The organism is Streptomyces sp. V4I2, assembly GCF_030817655.1.
In the GTDB taxonomy this organism is placed as follows: Bacteria; Actinomycetota; Actinomycetes; order Streptomycetales; family Streptomycetaceae; genus Streptomyces; species Streptomyces plumbiresistens.
Map to the genome: position 1 here is coordinate 4,958,719 of NZ_JAUSZM010000003.1, position 17,648 is coordinate 4,976,366.

The following is a 17,648-nucleotide window of genomic DNA, read 5'->3' on the forward strand; positions in this document are numbered from 1 at the left end:
AGCCCGGTCGGGACGGTTCCTGTCCGGAAGTGTGCGAAGAGAGCGTGAGGAGCTTGTGATATCCCGCGCGCCTCCCTGTGATCGGGCTCTCCACAGCTGACGCATCTGCCATGAGCAAGGCAAACTGGCGTCGTTGCTCACGTTTCTAGGGGGACGGCGATGGACGGTGTACCGCAGGTGCCCGAGGTACCGCGCGTACCGGAGCAGAGGCGTCCCGACTCCTCCACGGGGTCGGCGGCTCTGCGCTTCGGTGTGCTCGGTCCGGTGCGCGCCTGGCGCGGCGAGGAGCCGCTGACCACCGGATCCCCCCAGCAACGCGCCCTGCTCGCCGCCCTGCTCCTGCGCGAGGGCCGCACGGCGACCGCGGCCGAGCTGATCGACGCCCTGTGGGGCGAGGAGCCCCCGTCCCAGGCGCTGGCGGCGCTGCGGACGTACGCGTCGAGGCTCCGGAAGGTGCTGGATCCGGGCGTCCTCGCGAGCGAGTCCGGCGGCTACGCGATCCGCGGACTGAGCGACGGCGCGCTGGACCTCACGGTCGTGCAGGACCTGGCGACCGAGGCGGAGAAGGCGAAGAACGCAGGCGACCTGTGCCACGCCCGTGACGTCCTGGGCCGCGCGCTCGCCCTGTGGGACGGGGAGGCGCTGGCCGGGGTGCCGGGCCCGTACGCGGAGGCGCAGCGGGTGCGGTTGGAGGAGTGGCGCCTGCAACTCCTGGAATCCCGCCTCGACATGGACCTGGAGCAGGGCTGCCACGCGGAGGCGGTCTCCGAACTGACGGCCCTGACGGCGGCGCACCCCCTGCGCGAGCGCCTGCGCGAACTGCTGATGCTGGCGCTGTACCGCAGCGGACGCCAGGCGGAGGCCCTCGCCGTCTACGCGGACACGCGCCGCCTGCTGGCCGACGAACTGGGCGTGGACCCCCGCCCGGGGCTGAAGGAACTCCAGCAGCGCATCCTGCAGGCGGACCCGGACCTGGTGGAACCGTCGGCCCCCAAGGCCGAGCCGGCCGCGGCGGCGGTCCGCCCGGCCCAGCTGCCCGCCACCGTCCCGGACTTCACCGGACGTGCCTCCTTCGTCTCCGAGCTGGGCGAGGTACTGGCCTCGGCGGAGGGCCGGGTGATGGCGGTCTCGGCGCTGGCGGGGATCGGGGGCGTGGGAAAGACGACCCTGGCGGTGCACGTGGCCCACCAGGCACGGTCGGCCTTCCCCGACGGCCAGTTGTACGTCGATCTCCAGGGCGCGGGCTCCCGGGCGGCGGAACCGGAGACGGTCCTGGGGGCGTTCCTGCGGGCCCTGGGCACGGCCGATTCGGCGATCCCGGACTCCCTGGAGGAACGTGCGGCCCTGTACCGCTCGGTCCTGGACGGCCGCCGCGTCCTCGTCCTGCTGGACAACGCACGGGACGCGGCACAGGTGCGTCCCCTGCTGCCGGGCACCGAGGGCTGCGCGGCGCTGGTGACCTCCCGGGTGCGGATGGTGGACCTGGCGGGGGCCCATCTGATCGACCTGGACGTCATGTCCCCCGACGAGGCACTGTCCCTGTTCACGAAGATCGTGGGCGAGGAACGGGTGGCCTCCGAGCGGGAGGCCGCGCTGGACGTCGTGGCCGCGTGCGGTTTCCTCCCGCTGGCGATCCGCATCGCGGCGTCGCGGCTCGCGGCCCGTCGTACCTGGACGGTGTCCGTCCTGGCGGCGAAGCTGGCGGACGAGCGGCGGCGGCTGGACGAGCTGCAGGCCGGCGACCTGGCGGTGAAGGCGACCTTCGAGCTGGGGTACGGACAGCTCGAGCCGGCGCAGGCACGGGCGTTCCGGCTGCTGGGGCTGGCGGACGGACCGGACATGTCGGTGGCGGCGGCCGCGGCGGTGCTGGACCTGCCGGTGGAGGACACCGAGGACGTGCTGGAGTCGCTGGTCGACACCTCCCTGCTGGAGTCCGCGGCTCCCGGCCGGTACCGGTACCACGACCTGGTGCGGCTCTACGCGCGTGCGTGCGCGGAGCGCGACGAGCAGCCACCGGGCGAGCGGGAGGCGGCGCTTTCTCGGTTGCTGGACTTCTACTTGGCCACTGCGGCGGGGGTTTACGCGATCGAGCGGCCGGCGGATCGGCTGGTGGATCACATTGCCACCACCATCCACGAGGGACTGGCATTCGACATCCGGGAGTCGGCTCTGGACTGGCTCTTCGCCGAGGCCGGATGCCTCCTGGCCTGCGTCCAACATTCATTGCGTGTCCCTACGCTTCGGCGTGCCGCCAGTCTTCTGCTCGTGGCGAAGGACCTCTCGGAGTCCGGTGCCAGTTCACTTGCCTACGAGCGGGCAGCCACCGCCCTGTGCCAGGCCGCCCAGGAACTCGGTGACGCACACGTCGAGGCTCAAGCGCGAACGGCCCTGGCACAGGTACACGTGCGCGCCGGGCGCTTCGAGGAAGCGGGCATCGAAGCGAGCAAGGCGATGGCGCTGGATTCTTCCGAGGATCCGTGGTCCAAGTGCAACGCGCCTCTGGAGCGCGGCGTCATCGCCTTCTACCAGTCCGAACTCGAAGATGCCGACACCTACTTGAGTATTGCTCTGGACAACTTCCGGGAGGACGCGAATGCGCCGGGAGAGGCCAGCGCACTGTGCAATCTGTCTCGTGTACACCTGGCCCTGGGCAAAACGAGCACGGCCATCTCTCTCGTTGAGCAGGGCATTGAGATATACGACAGCCTCGGATCGGCGCTGCGCCTCGCCAACGGCAGATACGCCCTCGGTCTCGCGCTCACTGTCGCCGCCCGGTACGACGAAGCTCTTGAACAACTCACGGCAGCCCTGGCCGTCTTCCGGGAGAACCGCCAACCACTCTGGGCAGGCGTCACGCACTTCCGCATCGCGGAGGTTCACCTGGCAGCGAACCGCCCACCACTCGCCGCCGCCCACGCCGAACAAGCCATCGCCCTACGAGGTATCGGCGGAGAGTGGCGCCGGGGAACGGTGCTCACCGTGCTGGGTAAGGCCCTCCTCATGCTCGGCCAGCCCGACCGGGCCCACGCCTGCTGGCGCGAAGCCCTGACCATCTACGAAACGCTGGGCTCCGCCGAGGCAACCGAGGTTCGCGCGCTCCTCAGCCCGGTGGCGTCCTGAGCTCTGATCGAGCGTTCATCGTTCGTTTATCGCCGCACGTCATTCTGCTGCTACCAACCCGTCGCCTCGGGGGTCAGACGGCTTGGTAAAGGGCCGTACGGATACGGTGTACGGCCTCAGGAAGCCCGTCCGGCAACCCACGGGGGAGTTCCCGGGCGGGCTTCCCATGAATGGACGCAGGCCTCAGAGAGAGATCCACATCATGAGCGACAAGATCAAGCCCGAGGACACGCACATCTCCGGCGGGGAAGACGACCACATCAAGCCCCAGGACACGCACATCTCCGGCGAGGAAGCGGACCTGGACGACGTCAAGCCTCTCGACACCCATATCTCCAGCGGCACTGTCACCCCGCTGGACACCCACATCTCCGACGAGAAGGCCTGACAGCTCTGATTCGACGGGGGACATCGGCCGCGGCGGCGCGGAGGGGGAGCCGTCGCGGCCGATATGCGTCTGTCGCACGCGGTTCAGGCCAATCTCTGGCGGGAAGCGTTCGTTCCTCTCGAACGAGCGCCCCCCCCTGCCGCTAGCTTCACATGTTGTTCGAAAGCCTCTTCTTCAACAGGAGCTGGAATGACCCGCGCCAAGAAGGTCCTCGTCACCGTCGCGATCGCGGCCGCAGCCACGATCGGCACCTCCGCTCCCGCATTCGCCGGTGACATTCACGCCACGGACACGCCGGTTACGACGAACGACATCCACGCCACGAGCAACGAGGTCAGCACGGACGACATCCACGCCACCTGATCGGAAACCCGGCGCTCACCAGGGGGCCGAGCCGAGCCCAGGCTCGGCCCCTTCGCCGTACCGCCGCTAAACCGGGTCTCCGAAATTGAGCGCCTCCGCGCACCACTCAACTTCGAAGACCCCCTAAACGGCCCACGACCTGAGCACCTCTGCCACGCTACGGACCGTACAAGTCTCCCTCTTCAACTCGTTCGCGAGCGCCAAGACCCTCTGCTGGTCGAGCTTGGCCGGAGCACCGGCAGCGACGAGATACGCGTGGGCCACCACGATGGCCACCCGGGTGTTGGAGCGCTCCAGCCAGCGCATACGGCCGAGTGAGTGGGCGAGGGCCGCTGCCTTGACGTACGGTCCCTGATAGACCTCCTGCCCGACAAGCACGGCCCGATGCCGCTCGACGGCCGCGAGAGGAACACCGTAGTCGTCAACGGCAGGGTCCTCCTGGCCCGCCCGCTGCGCGACTTCCAGAATCCAGGCGAGGTCGACGTTGAGATTCACGTACGGGACTCCCCCTGCTCCCCCTGCTCCCCCTCGATCTCGTCGAAGAGATCGGCGAACTCGTCGAGCGTCTGCTGCGCGGTGGCCATAAAGACGGCACGCACCTGCTCGTTGTCGTTCCGGATGAGCTGCTCGACGTACTCGTTGACCGGTATGCGCCGGGTCTCAGCGGCCTGCCGCGCCATCTCAGCAGTCTCGTCGTCCATCCGGATGTTGATCTGCGTCTTGGCCATGACCGGAAGGTACCAGCTGATACCAGGCGCCGCTACCTCCTGATATCAGGGCCTACCTCGACCGCCAGCTCACACCACACCGTCTTGCCCGCCGCCCAAGGCTCCACGCCCCACCGAAACGCGACGGCGTCGAGCAGAGCCAGACCCCGTCCGGCCTCGTCGTCGTCCGTGGCGTGCCGGAGTACGGGGAGGGCACATGGGTCAGGGTCGGTGACCTCTACGCGAATCCGGCCGGCGTCCGCACGGAGCACCCGTACTCGGATCGGGGCGCCGTCTCCCACGTGCCGGATGACGTTGGCGACCAGCTCCGTGACGCAGAGCTGAACGTCGGCGCACGGTGCGGCCAGGTGTCGGCGCACGGTGCGGCGCAGGTCCGGCACCGCCCCGGGGACGGCAAGGAGGTCGAGGTCGAGGAGAACCGGGCTCGGCGTCCAGCCACCTCCCCTGAGTACGGCCGTGAGCCTCCGCGCCGTCGCGGTGTTGCAGTTGCCGAGCGCGATGAGCCCGGCCGGGGGCGAGTACGTACCCGCGAAGCTCGGCAGGTCGGCGCGGAGGGAGGGGAGCGTGATGCCGTGGGCGGCGAGGGCGGTGCGGAGGTCGGTCACGCAGTGGTCCACGTCGGCGGCAGGGGACTGAGGGTCTTGCATGGGGCGGCGCCTTCCTGTGCGCTCTGTGACGAATCACTCACACAGTGGCGTGACGTTGCGTACCGTAAAAGAGGTTCACGTTGCGCAATGCAACTGGAAAGAGACGGTGGTGAGTTGTGCCCCCACGGAAGGATCCCGACGCGTCGGCGAACGTCCCGTCCTTCTACGGCGCCGAGTTGCGCTACCAGAGGGAGCTGGCGGGTCTGACGCTCGAACAGTTGGCGGAAGGGAGCTTCCACGGCATCCCCTTTCTGAGCCAGATCGAGCGCGGTGAGCGCCGGATGCCCCTGGATCTCGCCCAGCACGTCGACAAGGTGCTGAAGACGGACGGGTTTTTCGAGCGGCGCTGTGAAGACGCCCGCAGGGCCCGGCAGTCGGGGCATGCGGAGTACTTCGCGGACGTGGCGGAGATGGAGCGTCATGCGGAGACGATCGAGGAGTGGGCTCCGATGCTCGTCCCCGGTCTGTTGCAGACGGCGCCCTACACGCGGGCGATCGTACGAGCGGCCATGCCGCGAGCCTCGGACGGGGGAAGTCGAGGAGAAGGTGTGTGCCCGGATGGGGCGGGCCAAGCTCTTCACCTCGGAGAACCCGCCCAAGTTCTGGGCCATCCTCGACGAATCCCTGATCCGCCGAGCCGCTCTTCCTCCTGTGGAGATGGCGGAGCTGCTGGAGCACATCGCGGGGATGATCACGAGCACGCACTCGATTCTGCAGATCGTCCCGGAAACCTCCGCCGCTCACCCCTTCATGATGGGCATGACCAAGTTCATGACCTTCGCGGACGCCCCTCCTGTCGTGTACACCGAGAGCCTGCACAGCGGCCAACTCGTCGATTATCCGGCGCTCGTGAAGCAGTACCGGGAGTCGTACGATCTGCTCAGGGCCGTCGCAATGCCGCCTGAGGCGTCCCTTGCGATGATCGAGGCTGCGGCAGAGGACTATCGACATGGCAAGTCACGAGAATGACTTCAGCGCCGCCCGCTGGCGCAAGAGCAGCTACAGCAACGGCACCGGCGGTGATTGCGTCGAGGTCGCCCCCAACCTCCCCACCACCATCCCGGTCCGCGACTCGAAGCGGGCCGGCGAAGGCCCCGTACTCCTCTTCGGGGCCTCGGCCTGGACCACCTTCCTCGCGTCCGTGAAGCGCTGACCTCCACCGGGTTATCCACAGGGGCGAGCAGGCAGGCGGCTCCTCCGGGACAGTGGACGCGTGGAGCGGATGGAGCGAGCCGAGTTGGGGGCGCTGGTCGAGGGAGGCGTGTTGCTCACCTCGCGGGCGCTGGGGGCCGGGTGGTCTCGGGTTCCCCTCTTTCGGAGGCTGGATTCGGAAGGGTGGACCCGGGTCCGGAGCGGCGCCTGGGCCGAGCCGGGGCGGAGGATCGATCTGGCCGTACGGCTGAAGGCTGCCCAACTCCTCAGGCCGAGGCTGGCCGTGAGCCATCGCTCGGCTGCCTGGCTCTGGCAGATCGAGACCCTGGACGTGGGTGGGGAGGTCCGAAAACCCCCGGCCCTCGAGTTCACCGACCCGGGCCTCAGCATCCGGCAGAGCCTCACGGACGTACGGATCCACCGGATGCCCCTCGCCGCAGTCGACGTCGTGCAGTGCTCGGGGCTGCGCGTCACGGACGTCCCCCGCACCGTCGCCGACCTCCTGCGAGCCGGGCCGAGGGACGGCGCCCTGGTAGCCGTCGAGTCCGCGCTCGGCCACCGCACCGTCGCGGGCGTACGCCGCCCGCCGCTCACCACCCCGGCCGCGCTGGCCATCGCCCTCCAACCCCCTCTCCAAGGGGCAGCCCGCGCTCGGGACTGGCTCCGCCTGGCCGACCGCCGCTCTCCGGCTCACCGGCGGAAACGGTCGCCCGCCTCCGCATGCTCGACGCCGACCTGCTCCCCGAGTCCCAGGTCGAGCTCCGCGTCCCCGGCGGCGGTCGCCGGTTCCTCGACTTCCTCTTCCGGCGGGAGGGAGTGGCGGTCGAGATCGAGGGCTACGCCTACCACGGCTCTCGCGAAGCCCACCGACGGGATGTCTCCCGCTTCAACCAGGTCCTCCGCTGCCCCGAGGTACGCACCCTGCTCCGCTACACCGCCGAGGTCGTCTTCCACCACCCGGCGCAGATGATCCAGGAGATCCGCTCCGCCCTGAGCGTGGCCGTGGCTGGCCCGGCACTTGGCCGCTCTATGGAGGGCGTTGGGCACCCCGGCGACTTCAAGTGACCGTGGGGGCCGCCCGCTTCTTTGCCAGTGTCGTGCTTCCGCGAGCCGAGTCAAGGGCGCTGCGTTCCGCTGCGCTCCACTCCGCGTCGCCTCCGGCGATCGGCCTCCGGCCGACCCTTGACACGCCTCGCTCCAGCACGGGGAAGAAGCGAGCGGGCGGCCCGGAAAGGCGGGTGGCCAGGTCGGCAGCCCTCTCGGGTAGGTCGAGTGGTGGCCCGGCGTCCGGGGACGCGCTCGCGCCTCGCCAGCACGCCGGGCCGGCTCAGCGGCAATCGGTGAGTGGGGCGCGGGCGCACCGGCCGGCCAGGCAGGCCGGGCGGCGGCACGCTGGGCCGGCCAGGCGGCCGACGGCTAGCCGGGGCTGACCCACCACGGCGGCCCAAACCGGTCCGAACTTGTCAGGGTTCGGTAATTGGCAGATCTGTTCCACCTTGGAGGGGAAAAGCCCAGGTCGGCGGTCCCGGTGGGTGGAACAGATCTGCCAATTACTGGGGGAGCGTCCGACGCTCAGGTGACTCGAAGGGGGCGGACCCCGCTCCGAACCCCTCACTCACCGCAAGCCGCCGACCGACCCGGCGTGCCGCCACCCGGCCGGTGCGCCTCCGGCCACGGGCGGGCCGAGCGCCGCTGAGCAGACACGAGCGCCAGTCCCAGCCACCGCGCCGCACCCCCACTCACCGCGAGACGCTGAACCGTCCCGGCGTGCCCCCGCCCGGCCAGCGCGCTCCGCCCCCCCCACTCACCGATTGCCGCTGAGCCGGCCCGGCGTGCTGGCGAGGCGCGAGCGCGTCCCCGGACGCCGGGCCACCACTCGACCTACCCGAGAGGGCTGCCGACCTGGCCACCCGCCTTTCCGGGCCGCCCGCTCGCTTCTTCCCCGTGCTGGAGCGAGGCGTGTCAAGGGTCGGCCGGAGGCCGATCGCCGGAGGCGACGCGGAGTGGAGCGCAGCGGAACGCAGCGCCCTTGACTCGGCTCGCGGAAGCACGACACTGGCAAAGAAGCGGGCGGCCCCCACGGTCACTCCCCAAACCGGCGTTCACACCAACCCACCCACCTCAAGCCCGGGCCGCGCTCAGAGGGTCCCGGGCAAGGAGCCGTTGGAGTGCTGTGGTGACCTCGGCCGGGTGTTCGTCCATCACCCAGTGGCCGGCCTCGTCGAGCATCGTCAGTTCGGCGTGCGCGGATGCGCTCGGCCAGTTCCGTGGCGATCTCGGGGCGCAGGTAGGCGTCGTCCCGCCCCAGATGATCGCGGTCGGGCAGGCGATCCCGCCCGGCCTCCGGCGCAACTCGGGACGGACCGCGACGCGGTACTCACTGGAGAAGTGGACCAGCCGGCGGCGGCCCTCGGGCGTGCCCATCCAGCCGACGTAGCTTTCCAGGAGCTCGTCGTCGATGATGCCGTGTCGGACGAGGGAACCGAGCGCGCGGCGGTGGATGCCGACGAGGGGAGTCGCGCCAGCAGGGTCCGGAGCACGGGCGTCCGTCCGGCCAGACTGGGCAGGCCGAAGACGGCCGTCCAGTGGAGGACGAAGACGAAGGTGGACTGCGCGCGGCTGTTGCAGGGTCAGTCGGCGGACGCGGTCGGGGTGGGTCTCGGTGAAGCCGAGGGAGAGGAAGCCACCCTAGTCGTGGCCGGCCAGGTGCACGGTCTCGATGCCGAGCGCATCCAGGAGCCGGCCGACGCGGGCCACTTCGGTGTCGTAGTCGAAGCGCAGGTGCAGTGGGCGCTCAGAACGGCCCCAACCGAGGAGGTCCGGCGCGATCACCCGGCACTCGCGGGCCAGTGCCGGGATCTGGTGGCGCCGGCTGCGGTGGTTCGCGGGGTAGCCGTGCAGGAGCAGGACCGGCTCACCGTCGGACGGCCCCGACTCCCAGCAGGCCGTCCGGGCGCCGTCCACCAGAACCGTGCGGGCACGTCCAGTCTCCGCGCCGGGCTCCCTCGCACTCATCCAATCTCTACTTCCTCATGTGCAACTCGGCGATGTGGCTCCGGTAGCGCTTCTCGGCGTGATGCTGCTCCACGCCCTTGCCCCATGCGGAGAGAAGCCCTCACTGATCACCCCACCGAGTAACGCCCAGCCCGCCCCCGCAACTCCCCCTTCACCACCTTCCCCCCGGCGTTCCGAGGCAGTTCCCCCACGAACTCCACCGACCTCGGCACCTTGTAGTTCGCCATCTCCCGTCGCGCCCAGGCGATCAGGTCGTCCCCGGTCAGCAGGGCCCCCGCCCGCCGGACCACGTACGCCTTGCCGACCTCGCCCAGCCGGGGATCCGGGACGCCGATGACCGCCACGTCCGCCACGTCCGGGTGGAGGCCGAGCAGTTGCTCGATCTCGGCCGGGTAGGCGTTGAAGCCGCCGACGATGAACATGTCCTTCAGGCGGTCGGTGATGCGGAGGTTGCCGGCGGCGTCCAGGACGCCCACGTCGCCCGTACGCAGCCACCCCTCCGCACCGACCGCCTCCGCCGTGGCCGCCTCGTCCTCGTAGTAGCCCCGCATGACGTTGAAGCCGCGGACCAGTACCTCGCCGGGGACGCCGGTCTCCACTTCCCGACCGCCCGCGTCCACCACCCGCACCTGGGCCCCCGGTATCGCCCGCCCGGACGTCGATGCGATCACCGACGGGTCGTCGCCGCGGCGGCACATGGTGACGATGCCGGTCGCCTCGGAGAGGCCGTAGGCGGTCAGGACCGTGTCCACGCCCAGTTCGCCCCGCAGGCGTTCGACCAGCCGCAGCGGCACCACCGCCGCACCCGTCACCACCAACCGCAGCGCCGACAGGTCGTGGGCGTCCCGCGCCGGGTGGTCGAGCAGCGACTGGTGGAGCGTGGGCGGGCCCGGCAGGACCGACACCCGCTCCGCCGCGATGTTCGCCAGCACCGTGTCGATGGTGAAGACCGGCTGCGGGATCATCGTCGCGCCCCGCATCAGGCAGGCGATCACGCCCGCCTTGTAGCCGAAGGTGTGGAAGAAGGGGTTCACGATCAGGTAGCGGTCGCCCTGCCGCAGCCCCGCGAGGTCGCTCCACACCTCGTACGCCCGCAGTGTCTGCGCGTGGGTGATCACGGCGCCCTTGGGGCGGCCCGTCGTACCGGACGTGTAGACGATGTCCGAGGGCGCCGAGCCGGGGACGGCCGAGGACCGCGCCCGTACCTCCGCTGCCCCCACCGCGTCCCCGCTCGCCAGGAAGTCCTTCCAGGTGCGGAAGTCGGCCGGTGCGTCGTCGGAGAGGACCACCACCTGTTCCAGGGCCGGCAGCCCCGGCAGCGGACCGGGACCCACCCCCTCGCCCACCGCGCGCCGCAGCGACGCCACGTACGAGGTTCCCAGGAACGTTCCCGTCACGAACAGCAGGCGTGCGCCGCTGCGGTGCAGTACGTCCGCCGCCTCGGTCCCCTTGAAGCGGGTGTTCAACGGCACCAGTACCGCGCCCGCCGACACCGCGCCCAGTGCGGAGACGATCCAGTCGAGGGTGTTCGGCGCCCAGATCGCGACCCGGTCGCCCGCCGCCACCCCGTTCGCGACGCACGCCGCCGCCGCGCGTTCCACGCGGGCGCCCAACTCGCCGTAGGAGATCCGCGTACGGCCCTCCACCACCGCCTCGACGTCCGCGTACCGCTCGGCCGCCGACCTGACCAGCCCGGGGATGCTTTCCCACTCCAAGTCACCGCGCACAGCAGGCCTCCAGTCCGATTAGCTGACTACCCGTCAGATTAGCTGTAGCCTGACGGACTGTCAGCCGCCCAGTGAGCTGCGGAGGTAACCCCCAGCATGGCCGGAGCAGCAGGAAAAACAGGAACAACAGGAGCAGGCCTCAAGGACGCCACCGCCATCGTCGGCATAGGCCAGACCGCCTTCGCCAAGCGGCTCGACGAGGACGAGCGGACCCTCGCCTGCCGGGCCGTCCTCTCCGCCCTCGACGACGCCGGCATCGCGCCCGGCGAGGTCGACGCCCTCGCCTCCTACACGATGGAGGAGACGGACGAGGTCGAGCTGGCCAAGGCCGTCGGCTTCGGAGACCTCACCTTCTTCAGCCGGATCCCCTACGGCGGCGGGGGATCCTGCGCCACCGTCGCGCACCTCGCCGCCGCCATCGCCACCGGGCAGGCCACGGTCGGAGTCGCCTGGCGTTCACGGAAGCGGGGGTCGGGGCCCCGGCCGTGGAAGAACACCGTCACCCAACTCCCCACCCCCGCCCAGTGGACCCGCCCCTTCGGCCTGCTCCGCCCCGCCGACGAGATCGCCATGCTCGCCCGCCGCTACATGCACGAGTACGGCGCCACCCGCGATCACCTCTTCAACGTCGCCCTCGCCTGCCGGAACCGGGCCAACCAGAACCCCGCCGCGATCATGTACGACCGTCCCCTCACCCGCGAGATGTACATGACGTCCCGCTGGATCAGCGAGCCCCTCTGCCTCTTCGACAACTGCCTGGAGACGGACGGGGCGCTGGCCTGCGTGATCGTCAGCCGGGAGCGGGCCCGGGACTGCCGCCGCAGACCCGTCTACGTCCACTCCGCGGCCCAAGGCCTCCCCGCCCAGCACCACGGCATGGTCAACTACTGGAACGACGACCCCCTCACCGGCCCCGCCTGGACCGCCGCCCGGCACCTGTGGAAGCACGCCGACGTCACGCCCCAGGAGGTCGACGTCGCCCAGATCTACGACGCGTTCACGCCCCTCGTCCCGCTCTCCCTGGAGGGCTACGGCTTCTGCGGACGGGGGGAAGGGGGTGCCTTCACCGAGGGGGGCGCGCTGGAGATCGGCGGGCTGCTGCCCCTCAACACCGGGGGCGGCGGGCTCTCCGAGGCGTACGTCCATGGCTTCAACCTCATCAACGAAGGCGTGAAACAGCTCCGGGGGACCAGTACGGCACAGGTTCCGGGCGCCGCCACCTGCCTCGTCACCGCGGGTGAGGGCGTCCCCACCTCCGCCCTGCTGCTGAGGAACTGACAGAACTGACAGCTGGGGAACTGACCGCTGAGGAACTGACTGCTGAGGAACCGACACAGGAGCCGACCCATGGAGCCGCCATGCTGACCCCCGTCACCGACCCCGACAGCGCCCCCTTCTGGCACTACGCCGCCCAGGGTGAGCTGCGCGTCCAGGCCTGCGCCGACTGCGGCGAGCTCCGCTTCCCGCCCCGCCCGTGCTGTCCGCGCTGCCAGTCCTTCGGCAGTGAATGGCGGGCGATGTCCGGGCAGGGGCGCGTCTGGTCGTACGTCGTGCCGCATCCGCCGCTGCTGCCGGAGTACGCGGCGCTGTCGCCGTACAACGTCGTCGTCGTCGAGCTCGCCGAGGCGCCGCACATCCGGCTCGTCGGCAACCTGGTCAGCGAGCCCGGGGACTCTCTCAACTCCCTTGATCCGCACGCCATCCGCATCGGCGCCAAGGCCCGCTTCGCCCACGACGGGACGACCGGGCTGCCCCAATGGGTCCTGGAGCGGCCGTGAGCGTGCGCGTCGAGACCGACAAGGACACCGCCGTCGCCGTCGTCACCCTCGACCGGCCGGGCCGACTCAACGCCATCGACCTCGCCATGGCCGGACAACTCCGGGAGGTGTGGCGGGGGTTGAGGTTCGACGACTCCGTACGGGCCGTCGTCCTCACCGGCGCCGGCGGGCGGGCGTTCAGTACCGGGATCGACCGGGACGCCGTGGTACCGCAGCCGAACTCGCCGTACATGCAGGACGATCCGCTGCTCACGATCGGGCCGAAGGCGAACGATCTCTGGAAGCCCGTGGTGGCCGCCGTGCAGGGGATGGCGTGCGGCGGGGCCTTCTATCTGCTCGGCGAGAGCGACTTCCTGGTGGCGGACGCGACGGCCACCTTCTTCGATCCGCACACCACGTACGGCATGGTCAGCGCGTACGAGTCGGTGCTGATGGCGCAGCGGATGCCGTTCGGGGAGGTCGCGCGGATGATGCTGATGGGCACGGCGGAGCGGATCTCCGCGCAACGGGCCTACGACCTCGGGCTGGTCTCCGAACTCACCGAGGCGGGCGGGGCGTTGGAGGCCGCGACCGCCGCCGCGGCGGTCATCGCCGGGTATCCGGCCGAGGCCACGCAGGGGACGGTCCGTGCGCTGTGGGCGGCGAAGGAGGCGGCGCGTGCGCAGGGGTTCGCGCAGGCGCCGCACCTCGTCACGCTGGGGAACCTGCCCGCCGACCGCCAGGCCGAGCTGTTCGCCAACCGGCAGAGCGGGAGGTTCCGGTCGCGTTGAGCGCCCGTCAGCCCGTCAGCCCGTCAGTCAGTCGGCCGACGCGAACAAGTCCGGGTCGCACTTGACGACTTCAGCTGCCAGTCCTGGGTTGTCCAGGGGCACCTGCACCTTCGCCTTGTCGTTCGCGGCGACGAACTCGTCCACGCTCTGCACGTCGACCTGCTGGGAATCGGCGTCGAGGAACCTGACGGTGACGGTGAAGTAGTGGCCCACGGAGTTCGGGTTGGTGACCTCGACCGTGGCGTACGCGTCGGCCTCCGTCACGCAGCTCACCAGCTCGACCTCGGCGTCCGCCGGGGCCGTGGAGGTGCTCCCCCCGGAGGAGCTGCCGCTGCTTCCGTAGTCGTCATCGTCGTCATCGTCGTAGTCGCGGTACGTGCCGCCGCCCGACGTCGACGACGACGAACTGTCGTGGTCCTGGCCGGAGCTGCTGCAGCCCCCGCCGTCGCTGCTGCTGCTGCCGCCGCTGCTACTGCTGCCGTGACCGCGTCCCGAAGAGAACCCGGTGAGCGACAGCACCACCAGTACCGCCACCGCTGTGAACTTGAGCCTGCTTCCCCGTAGTTGCATGCCGTCACTCTATGCAACGTCTGTCACGGTCATGTCACCGCTCCGGCTCAGCTGGTTCTCGCCGTCCCCGTCCCCTTCTCCGCGTCCAGCGCGTACACGCACCGGTCCTTGCTGCACGCGTACACGACCCCGTCCTTGACGACCGGGGAGCCGGTGATCTCGCCGCCCGTCGCGAGTTTCCAGCGGAGGCGGCCGTCGTCGGCCTTGAGGGTGTACAGCAGGTGGTCGGTGGAGCCGAAGTGGATCCGGCCCTCCGCCACCGCCGGTGCGCCGACGATGTCGCCGCCCGCCTGGAAGCGCCACTTGGGCGTGCCGGTGACCGCGTCGAGGGTGTAGAGGCCCTTGCCGCTGCCCACGTGGACGTGTCCGCCGGCCACCAGCACCGAGTCGACGGAGGAGCGGGCCTCGGTGGCGATGCGCCAGCGGTCGCGGCCGTCGGTGGCGTCGAGGGCGTAGACCGTGCCGAGGTAGTCGGCGAGGTACACGCCGCCGCCCGCGACCGCGGGGCCGGGCACGAAGGTGGGCGCGCAGAGGAAGACGGCCGGGGCCTCGAAGTGCCAGCGGACGTGGCCGCTCGCCGCGTCGAGCGCGAGGACCCGCGAGCCGGCGGAGACGTAGACGTTGCCGTCGTGCGCCTGGGCCACCCGGACCGGCACGCCGCCGCAGGAGGCCGTGTCGCCGATGGGGTACGACCAGCGCTCGTCGCCCGTGCGGGCGTCCAGGGCGCGCAGGCGGGCGTCGTGCCAGAGGTACACCGTGCCCTCGTGCAGGGTGGGTCCGGCCTCCGGGGACTCGAAGTCGGTCTGGCAGCCGGTGAGCTCCCACAGCTTCTGGCCGCCGGAGGCCTCCCAGGCCTGGACGCCGCCGCCGCGCGTCCCGGTGATCACGGTGCCGCGGTCGGCCTTGAGGGAGTACACCCAGGCGTCCGTGGACAGCCGCCACAGGTCGCCGCCCTCGCGGGCGTCGAGGGCGAACAGGGTGGGTCCGTCGGAGGCGTGGATACGGCCGTCCGCGACCGCCATCGACCAGGCCACGTCCCGCGTCTTGAAGCGCCGGCGGCCGGTGGCCACGTCCAGGGCGTGGACCTCGAAGGAGGTGACGTAGACGAGGTCGCCGGCGACGGAGGGGGTGCCCCAGACATCGTTCGACATGCGGAAGCGCCAGGGGCGCCAGCCGGCCGCGGTCTCCGCGGGCGCGGGAGGCGCGGCGGTCACGGCAGGGCCTACGGCAGGGTCTGTGCCGTTGACGCCGGGGCGGGGCCTGGACCAGGAGGCGACCAGGCCGGCCTCCGGAGGGGGCGCCTTGACGGCGGCGGCGCGGGCGTCGGCGACGCGCGGGCCGGGCCCGATGGGGACCTGGGCGCCGGCCAGGCGCACGGGGCCGGTGTCGGGGGCGGCGGCGACGGACACGGGGCCCGGGACCGGCCCCGGGACCACGGGGTCACGGGACGGCGGGGGCGGGATGGGAGCGACCCGTCCGCCGCCGCTTCGTCCGCCGCTCTGGGTCTGCTTCACCGGCGGCCGTCCGCCGCGGCGCGCCTCGATCAGGGCCACCGCCCGCTCGGGCAGCCAGGCCGACGCCGTACCGCTGTCGTCGGAGCCGGAGCCGAAGAGGTGGGGGGCCAGCTGCGCCTGGAGGTCGGCCGGGTTGGGGCGGGCCGTGGCCTCCATCTGCATACAGGACTCGATGAGGGGGCGCAGCTCGTCCGGGAGGCCTTCGAGGTCCGGGCCCTCGCGGAGCAGCATGAAGACGGTCTCGACGGGGTTGGCGCCGTGGAAGGGCGGATGGCCCGTGGCGGCGAAGACCAGCATGGAGCCGAGCGAGAAGACGTCGCTCGCGCCGGTCACGCTGCGGGAGTCCTTGGCCTGCTCCGGGGACATGTAGGCGGGGGTGCCCACGGCGACGTTCGTCATCGTCAAACGTGTGTTCGATACGCCGGACGCGATACCGAAGTCGATGACCCGCGGGCCGTCCTCGACCACCAGGACGTTCGACGGCTTCAGGTCACGGTGGACCAGCCCGGCGCCGTGGATCGACTGCAGCGCCTCGGCGACACCCGCCGCCAGCCAGCGCACCGCCTGGGCCGGCATCGGCCCGCATTCGTTCACTATCTCCTCGAGCGAGGGCGCGGGCACGTACGCGGTGGCCAGCCACGGCACCGCCGCACGCGGGTCGGCGTCGACCACGGCCGCCGTGTAGAAGCCCGAGACCGCCCGGGCCGCCTCCACCTCGCGGGTGAAGCGGACCCGGAAGAGCTGGTCCTCGGCGAGTTCCGTACGGACCGTCTTGATCGCCACGCGCCGGCCGGAAGCCGAGCGCGCGAGATAGACCAGCCCCATACCGCCGGCACCCAGCCGTCCCAGCACCTCGAACGGCCCGATGCGCCGCGGATCGTGCTGCGTCAGCTGATCCACCACTTGCCTGCCACCTCCCCGTACGGGCCGCGTCATGCCACATGTGTACGCGACCCCGTGCAGCGTCTCACCACCGCACCGCCATGGCGGCACGCACCCCGATTCTTCCTGGCCCGGGCGCTGGTTGCGAACCAGGAGACAAATGGGGTGTCTCACATCAAAGCACTGTTTTCCATCGCTCCAGCAGCGCGAACGACGCCCCCTGATTGTCGGTGACCACGGCTACCCGCCCGTACGAGGTCTCGAAGGGCGGTGCCTGGATGCGCCCGCCCAGCCGGTTCACCGTCCCGAGGGCGGCCGCGCAGTCCTCGACACGGAAGTGGACCAGGAAGTGGGACGGCATCTCCGCCGGGAAGACGTCGGAGACGGGGGCGCGGCCGAAGTCGGGGTGGGCGCCCGGCCCGAAGAGGGCGTCGTGGAAGAGGCCGCCGTAGAAGGTGTTGGCGGTCTCGGTGTCCCGGGTGTACAGCTCGGCCCAGACGAAGGTGCCCGGCTCGTGCCGCCTGCCGAAGCCGCGGTGCGTGCCCGGCTCCCAGAGGCCGAAGACGGCGCCCTCGGGATCGGTGACCAGCGCGGCCGTGCCCAGGTCACCGACCGGCAGGGGCGCGGTGACGACCTGCCCGCCGGCCGCCCAGACCCGGTCGGCGAGTCCCTCGACGTCCGGGGTGGCGAAGTACACCGTCCAGACGGTGGGCATCCGGCCGTCCGCCTTGCGGGCGAGCGCGGCCACCGGTTCGCCGTCCGCCAGCGCCCACGTGGACCCCCCGTACGACTCCTCGAAGGTCCACCCGAAGAGCTCACCGTAGAACCGCTTCCCCGCCGCGACGTCGGGGAGCTGTGCGTCCACCCAGCAGGGGACGCCCTCTCCGTAGACGTCCTCTCCGTACCCGGATGCCCTGTTTTCGGCCATGCCGCCAAAGTAACGGCGTCGCCCGCACCCCGCAGACCAGGCACACCCGCCCCATCCCGCCCGGGC

At 71.0% G+C, this 17,648-nt stretch carries 15 protein-coding genes and 2 pseudogenes; 9 read left to right on the top strand and 8 right to left on the bottom strand.

Annotated elements, in window-relative coordinates:
• Positions 1-159 precede the first annotated feature (159 nt).
• The 3 genes from QFZ76_RS23300 to QFZ76_RS23310 all read left to right on the top strand — a co-directional run bounded on the left by QFZ76_RS23300 (position 160) and on the right by QFZ76_RS23310 (position 3,871).
• Positions 160-3,120: a BTAD domain-containing putative transcriptional regulator gene (locus tag QFZ76_RS23300; protein WP_307675569.1), complete on the top strand. Its 2,961-nt coding sequence runs from the start codon at positions 160-162 to the stop codon at positions 3,118-3,120.
• Between the two features lie 202 nt (positions 3,121-3,322).
• Positions 3,323-3,508: a hypothetical protein gene (locus QFZ76_RS23305; RefSeq protein WP_307675570.1), complete on the top strand. Its 186-nt coding sequence runs from the start codon at positions 3,323-3,325 to the stop codon at positions 3,506-3,508.
• Between the two features lie 189 nt (positions 3,509-3,697).
• Positions 3,698-3,871 carry a hypothetical protein gene (locus QFZ76_RS23310; RefSeq protein ID WP_307675571.1) on the top strand — a complete coding sequence of 58 codons (174 nt, stop codon included), beginning with the start codon at positions 3,698-3,700 and terminating at the stop codon, positions 3,869-3,871.
• A 123-nt stretch (positions 3,872-3,994) separates the two neighbouring features.
• On the opposite strand, the gene QFZ76_RS23315 is transcribed toward QFZ76_RS23310, so the two are convergent.
• The 3 genes from QFZ76_RS23315 to QFZ76_RS23325 are packed head-to-tail and all read right to left on the bottom strand — an operon-like array spanning position 3,995 to position 5,246.
• Positions 3,995-4,366 (bottom strand): fic family toxin-antitoxin system, toxin component, encoded by a 372-nt coding sequence (locus tag QFZ76_RS23315; protein ID WP_307675572.1) that lies wholly within the window; start codon positions 4,364-4,366, stop codon positions 3,995-3,997.
• Entirely contained in the window at positions 4,363-4,599 is a 237-nt protein-coding gene (locus tag QFZ76_RS23320; protein ID WP_307675573.1) for a hypothetical protein, read from the bottom strand. The genes QFZ76_RS23315 and QFZ76_RS23320 overlap by 4 nt, the downstream gene beginning before the upstream one ends.
• A gap of 32 nt (positions 4,600-4,631) precedes the next feature.
• Positions 4,632-5,246 carry an ATP-binding protein gene (locus tag QFZ76_RS23325; protein ID WP_307675574.1) on the bottom strand — a complete coding sequence of 205 codons (615 nt, stop codon included), beginning with the start codon at positions 5,244-5,246 and terminating at the stop codon, positions 4,632-4,634.
• A gap of 116 nt (positions 5,247-5,362) precedes the next feature.
• Here QFZ76_RS23325 and QFZ76_RS23330 point away from each other — a divergent pair.
• The 3 genes and pseudogenes from QFZ76_RS23330 to QFZ76_RS23340 all read left to right on the top strand — a co-directional run bounded on the left by QFZ76_RS23330 (position 5,363) and on the right by QFZ76_RS23340 (position 7,463).
• A pseudogene (locus QFZ76_RS23330) lies at positions 5,363-6,215 on the top strand (helix-turn-helix domain-containing protein).
• The gene (locus tag QFZ76_RS23335) at positions 6,196-6,399 is read left to right on the top strand and encodes a DUF397 domain-containing protein (protein ID WP_307675575.1); all 204 of its coding nucleotides are present in this window, start codon (positions 6,196-6,198) and stop codon (positions 6,397-6,399) included. The pseudogene QFZ76_RS23330 and the gene QFZ76_RS23335 overlap by 20 nt, the downstream one beginning before the upstream one ends.
• A 719-nt stretch (positions 6,400-7,118) precedes the next feature.
• Entirely contained in the window at positions 7,119-7,463 is a 345-nt protein-coding gene (locus QFZ76_RS23340; protein WP_307675576.1) for a hypothetical protein, read from the top strand.
• Positions 7,464-8,519: 1,056 nt separating this feature from the next.
• Here the strand turns inward: QFZ76_RS23340 and QFZ76_RS51835 are convergent.
• Both QFZ76_RS51835 and QFZ76_RS23355 read right to left on the bottom strand, forming a co-directional pair.
• Positions 8,520-9,413, bottom strand: a pseudogene (locus QFZ76_RS51835) (alpha/beta fold hydrolase).
• Between the two features lie 107 nt (positions 9,414-9,520).
• On the bottom strand, positions 9,521-11,140 hold the full coding sequence (locus QFZ76_RS23355; RefSeq protein ID WP_307675579.1) for a FadD3 family acyl-CoA ligase: 1,620 nt from the start codon (positions 11,138-11,140) through the stop codon (positions 9,521-9,523).
• A 96-nt stretch (positions 11,141-11,236) separates the two neighbouring features.
• Between QFZ76_RS23355 and QFZ76_RS23360 the strand changes: the two genes are divergently transcribed.
• The 3 genes from QFZ76_RS23360 (at position 11,237) to QFZ76_RS23370 (ending at position 13,688) form a co-directional block, all read left to right on the top strand.
• A complete protein-coding gene (locus QFZ76_RS23360; RefSeq protein WP_307675580.1) occupies positions 11,237-12,418 on the top strand; it encodes a lipid-transfer protein in 1,182 nt (393 codons plus the stop codon).
• Positions 12,419-12,498: 80 nt separating this feature from the next.
• Positions 12,499-12,918 (top strand): Zn-ribbon domain-containing OB-fold protein, encoded by a 420-nt coding sequence (locus QFZ76_RS23365; RefSeq protein ID WP_307675581.1) that lies wholly within the window; start codon positions 12,499-12,501, stop codon positions 12,916-12,918.
• Positions 12,897-13,688, top strand: coding sequence for an enoyl-CoA hydratase/isomerase family protein (locus QFZ76_RS23370; protein ID WP_307675582.1), 792 nt, complete (start codon positions 12,897-12,899; stop codon positions 13,686-13,688). Before QFZ76_RS23365 ends, QFZ76_RS23370 begins: the two co-directional genes overlap by 22 nt.
• 27 nt (positions 13,689-13,715) lie before the next feature.
• Here QFZ76_RS23370 and QFZ76_RS23375 read toward each other — a convergent pair whose 3' ends face one another.
• From QFZ76_RS23375 to QFZ76_RS23385, 3 genes are all read right to left on the bottom strand, one after another.
• A complete protein-coding gene (locus QFZ76_RS23375) occupies positions 13,716-14,258 on the bottom strand; it encodes a hypothetical protein (RefSeq protein WP_307675583.1) in 543 nt (180 codons plus the stop codon).
• A gap of 47 nt (positions 14,259-14,305) precedes the next feature.
• A complete protein-coding gene (locus QFZ76_RS23380; protein WP_307675584.1) occupies positions 14,306-16,675 on the bottom strand; it encodes a PQQ-binding-like beta-propeller repeat protein in 2,370 nt (789 codons plus the stop codon).
• Positions 16,676-16,829: 154 nt separating this feature from the next.
• Positions 16,830-17,582, bottom strand: a complete 753-nt coding sequence (locus QFZ76_RS23385; RefSeq protein WP_307675585.1) for a VOC family protein — start codon at positions 17,580-17,582, stop codon at positions 16,830-16,832.
• Positions 17,583-17,648: the final 66 nt, after the last annotated feature.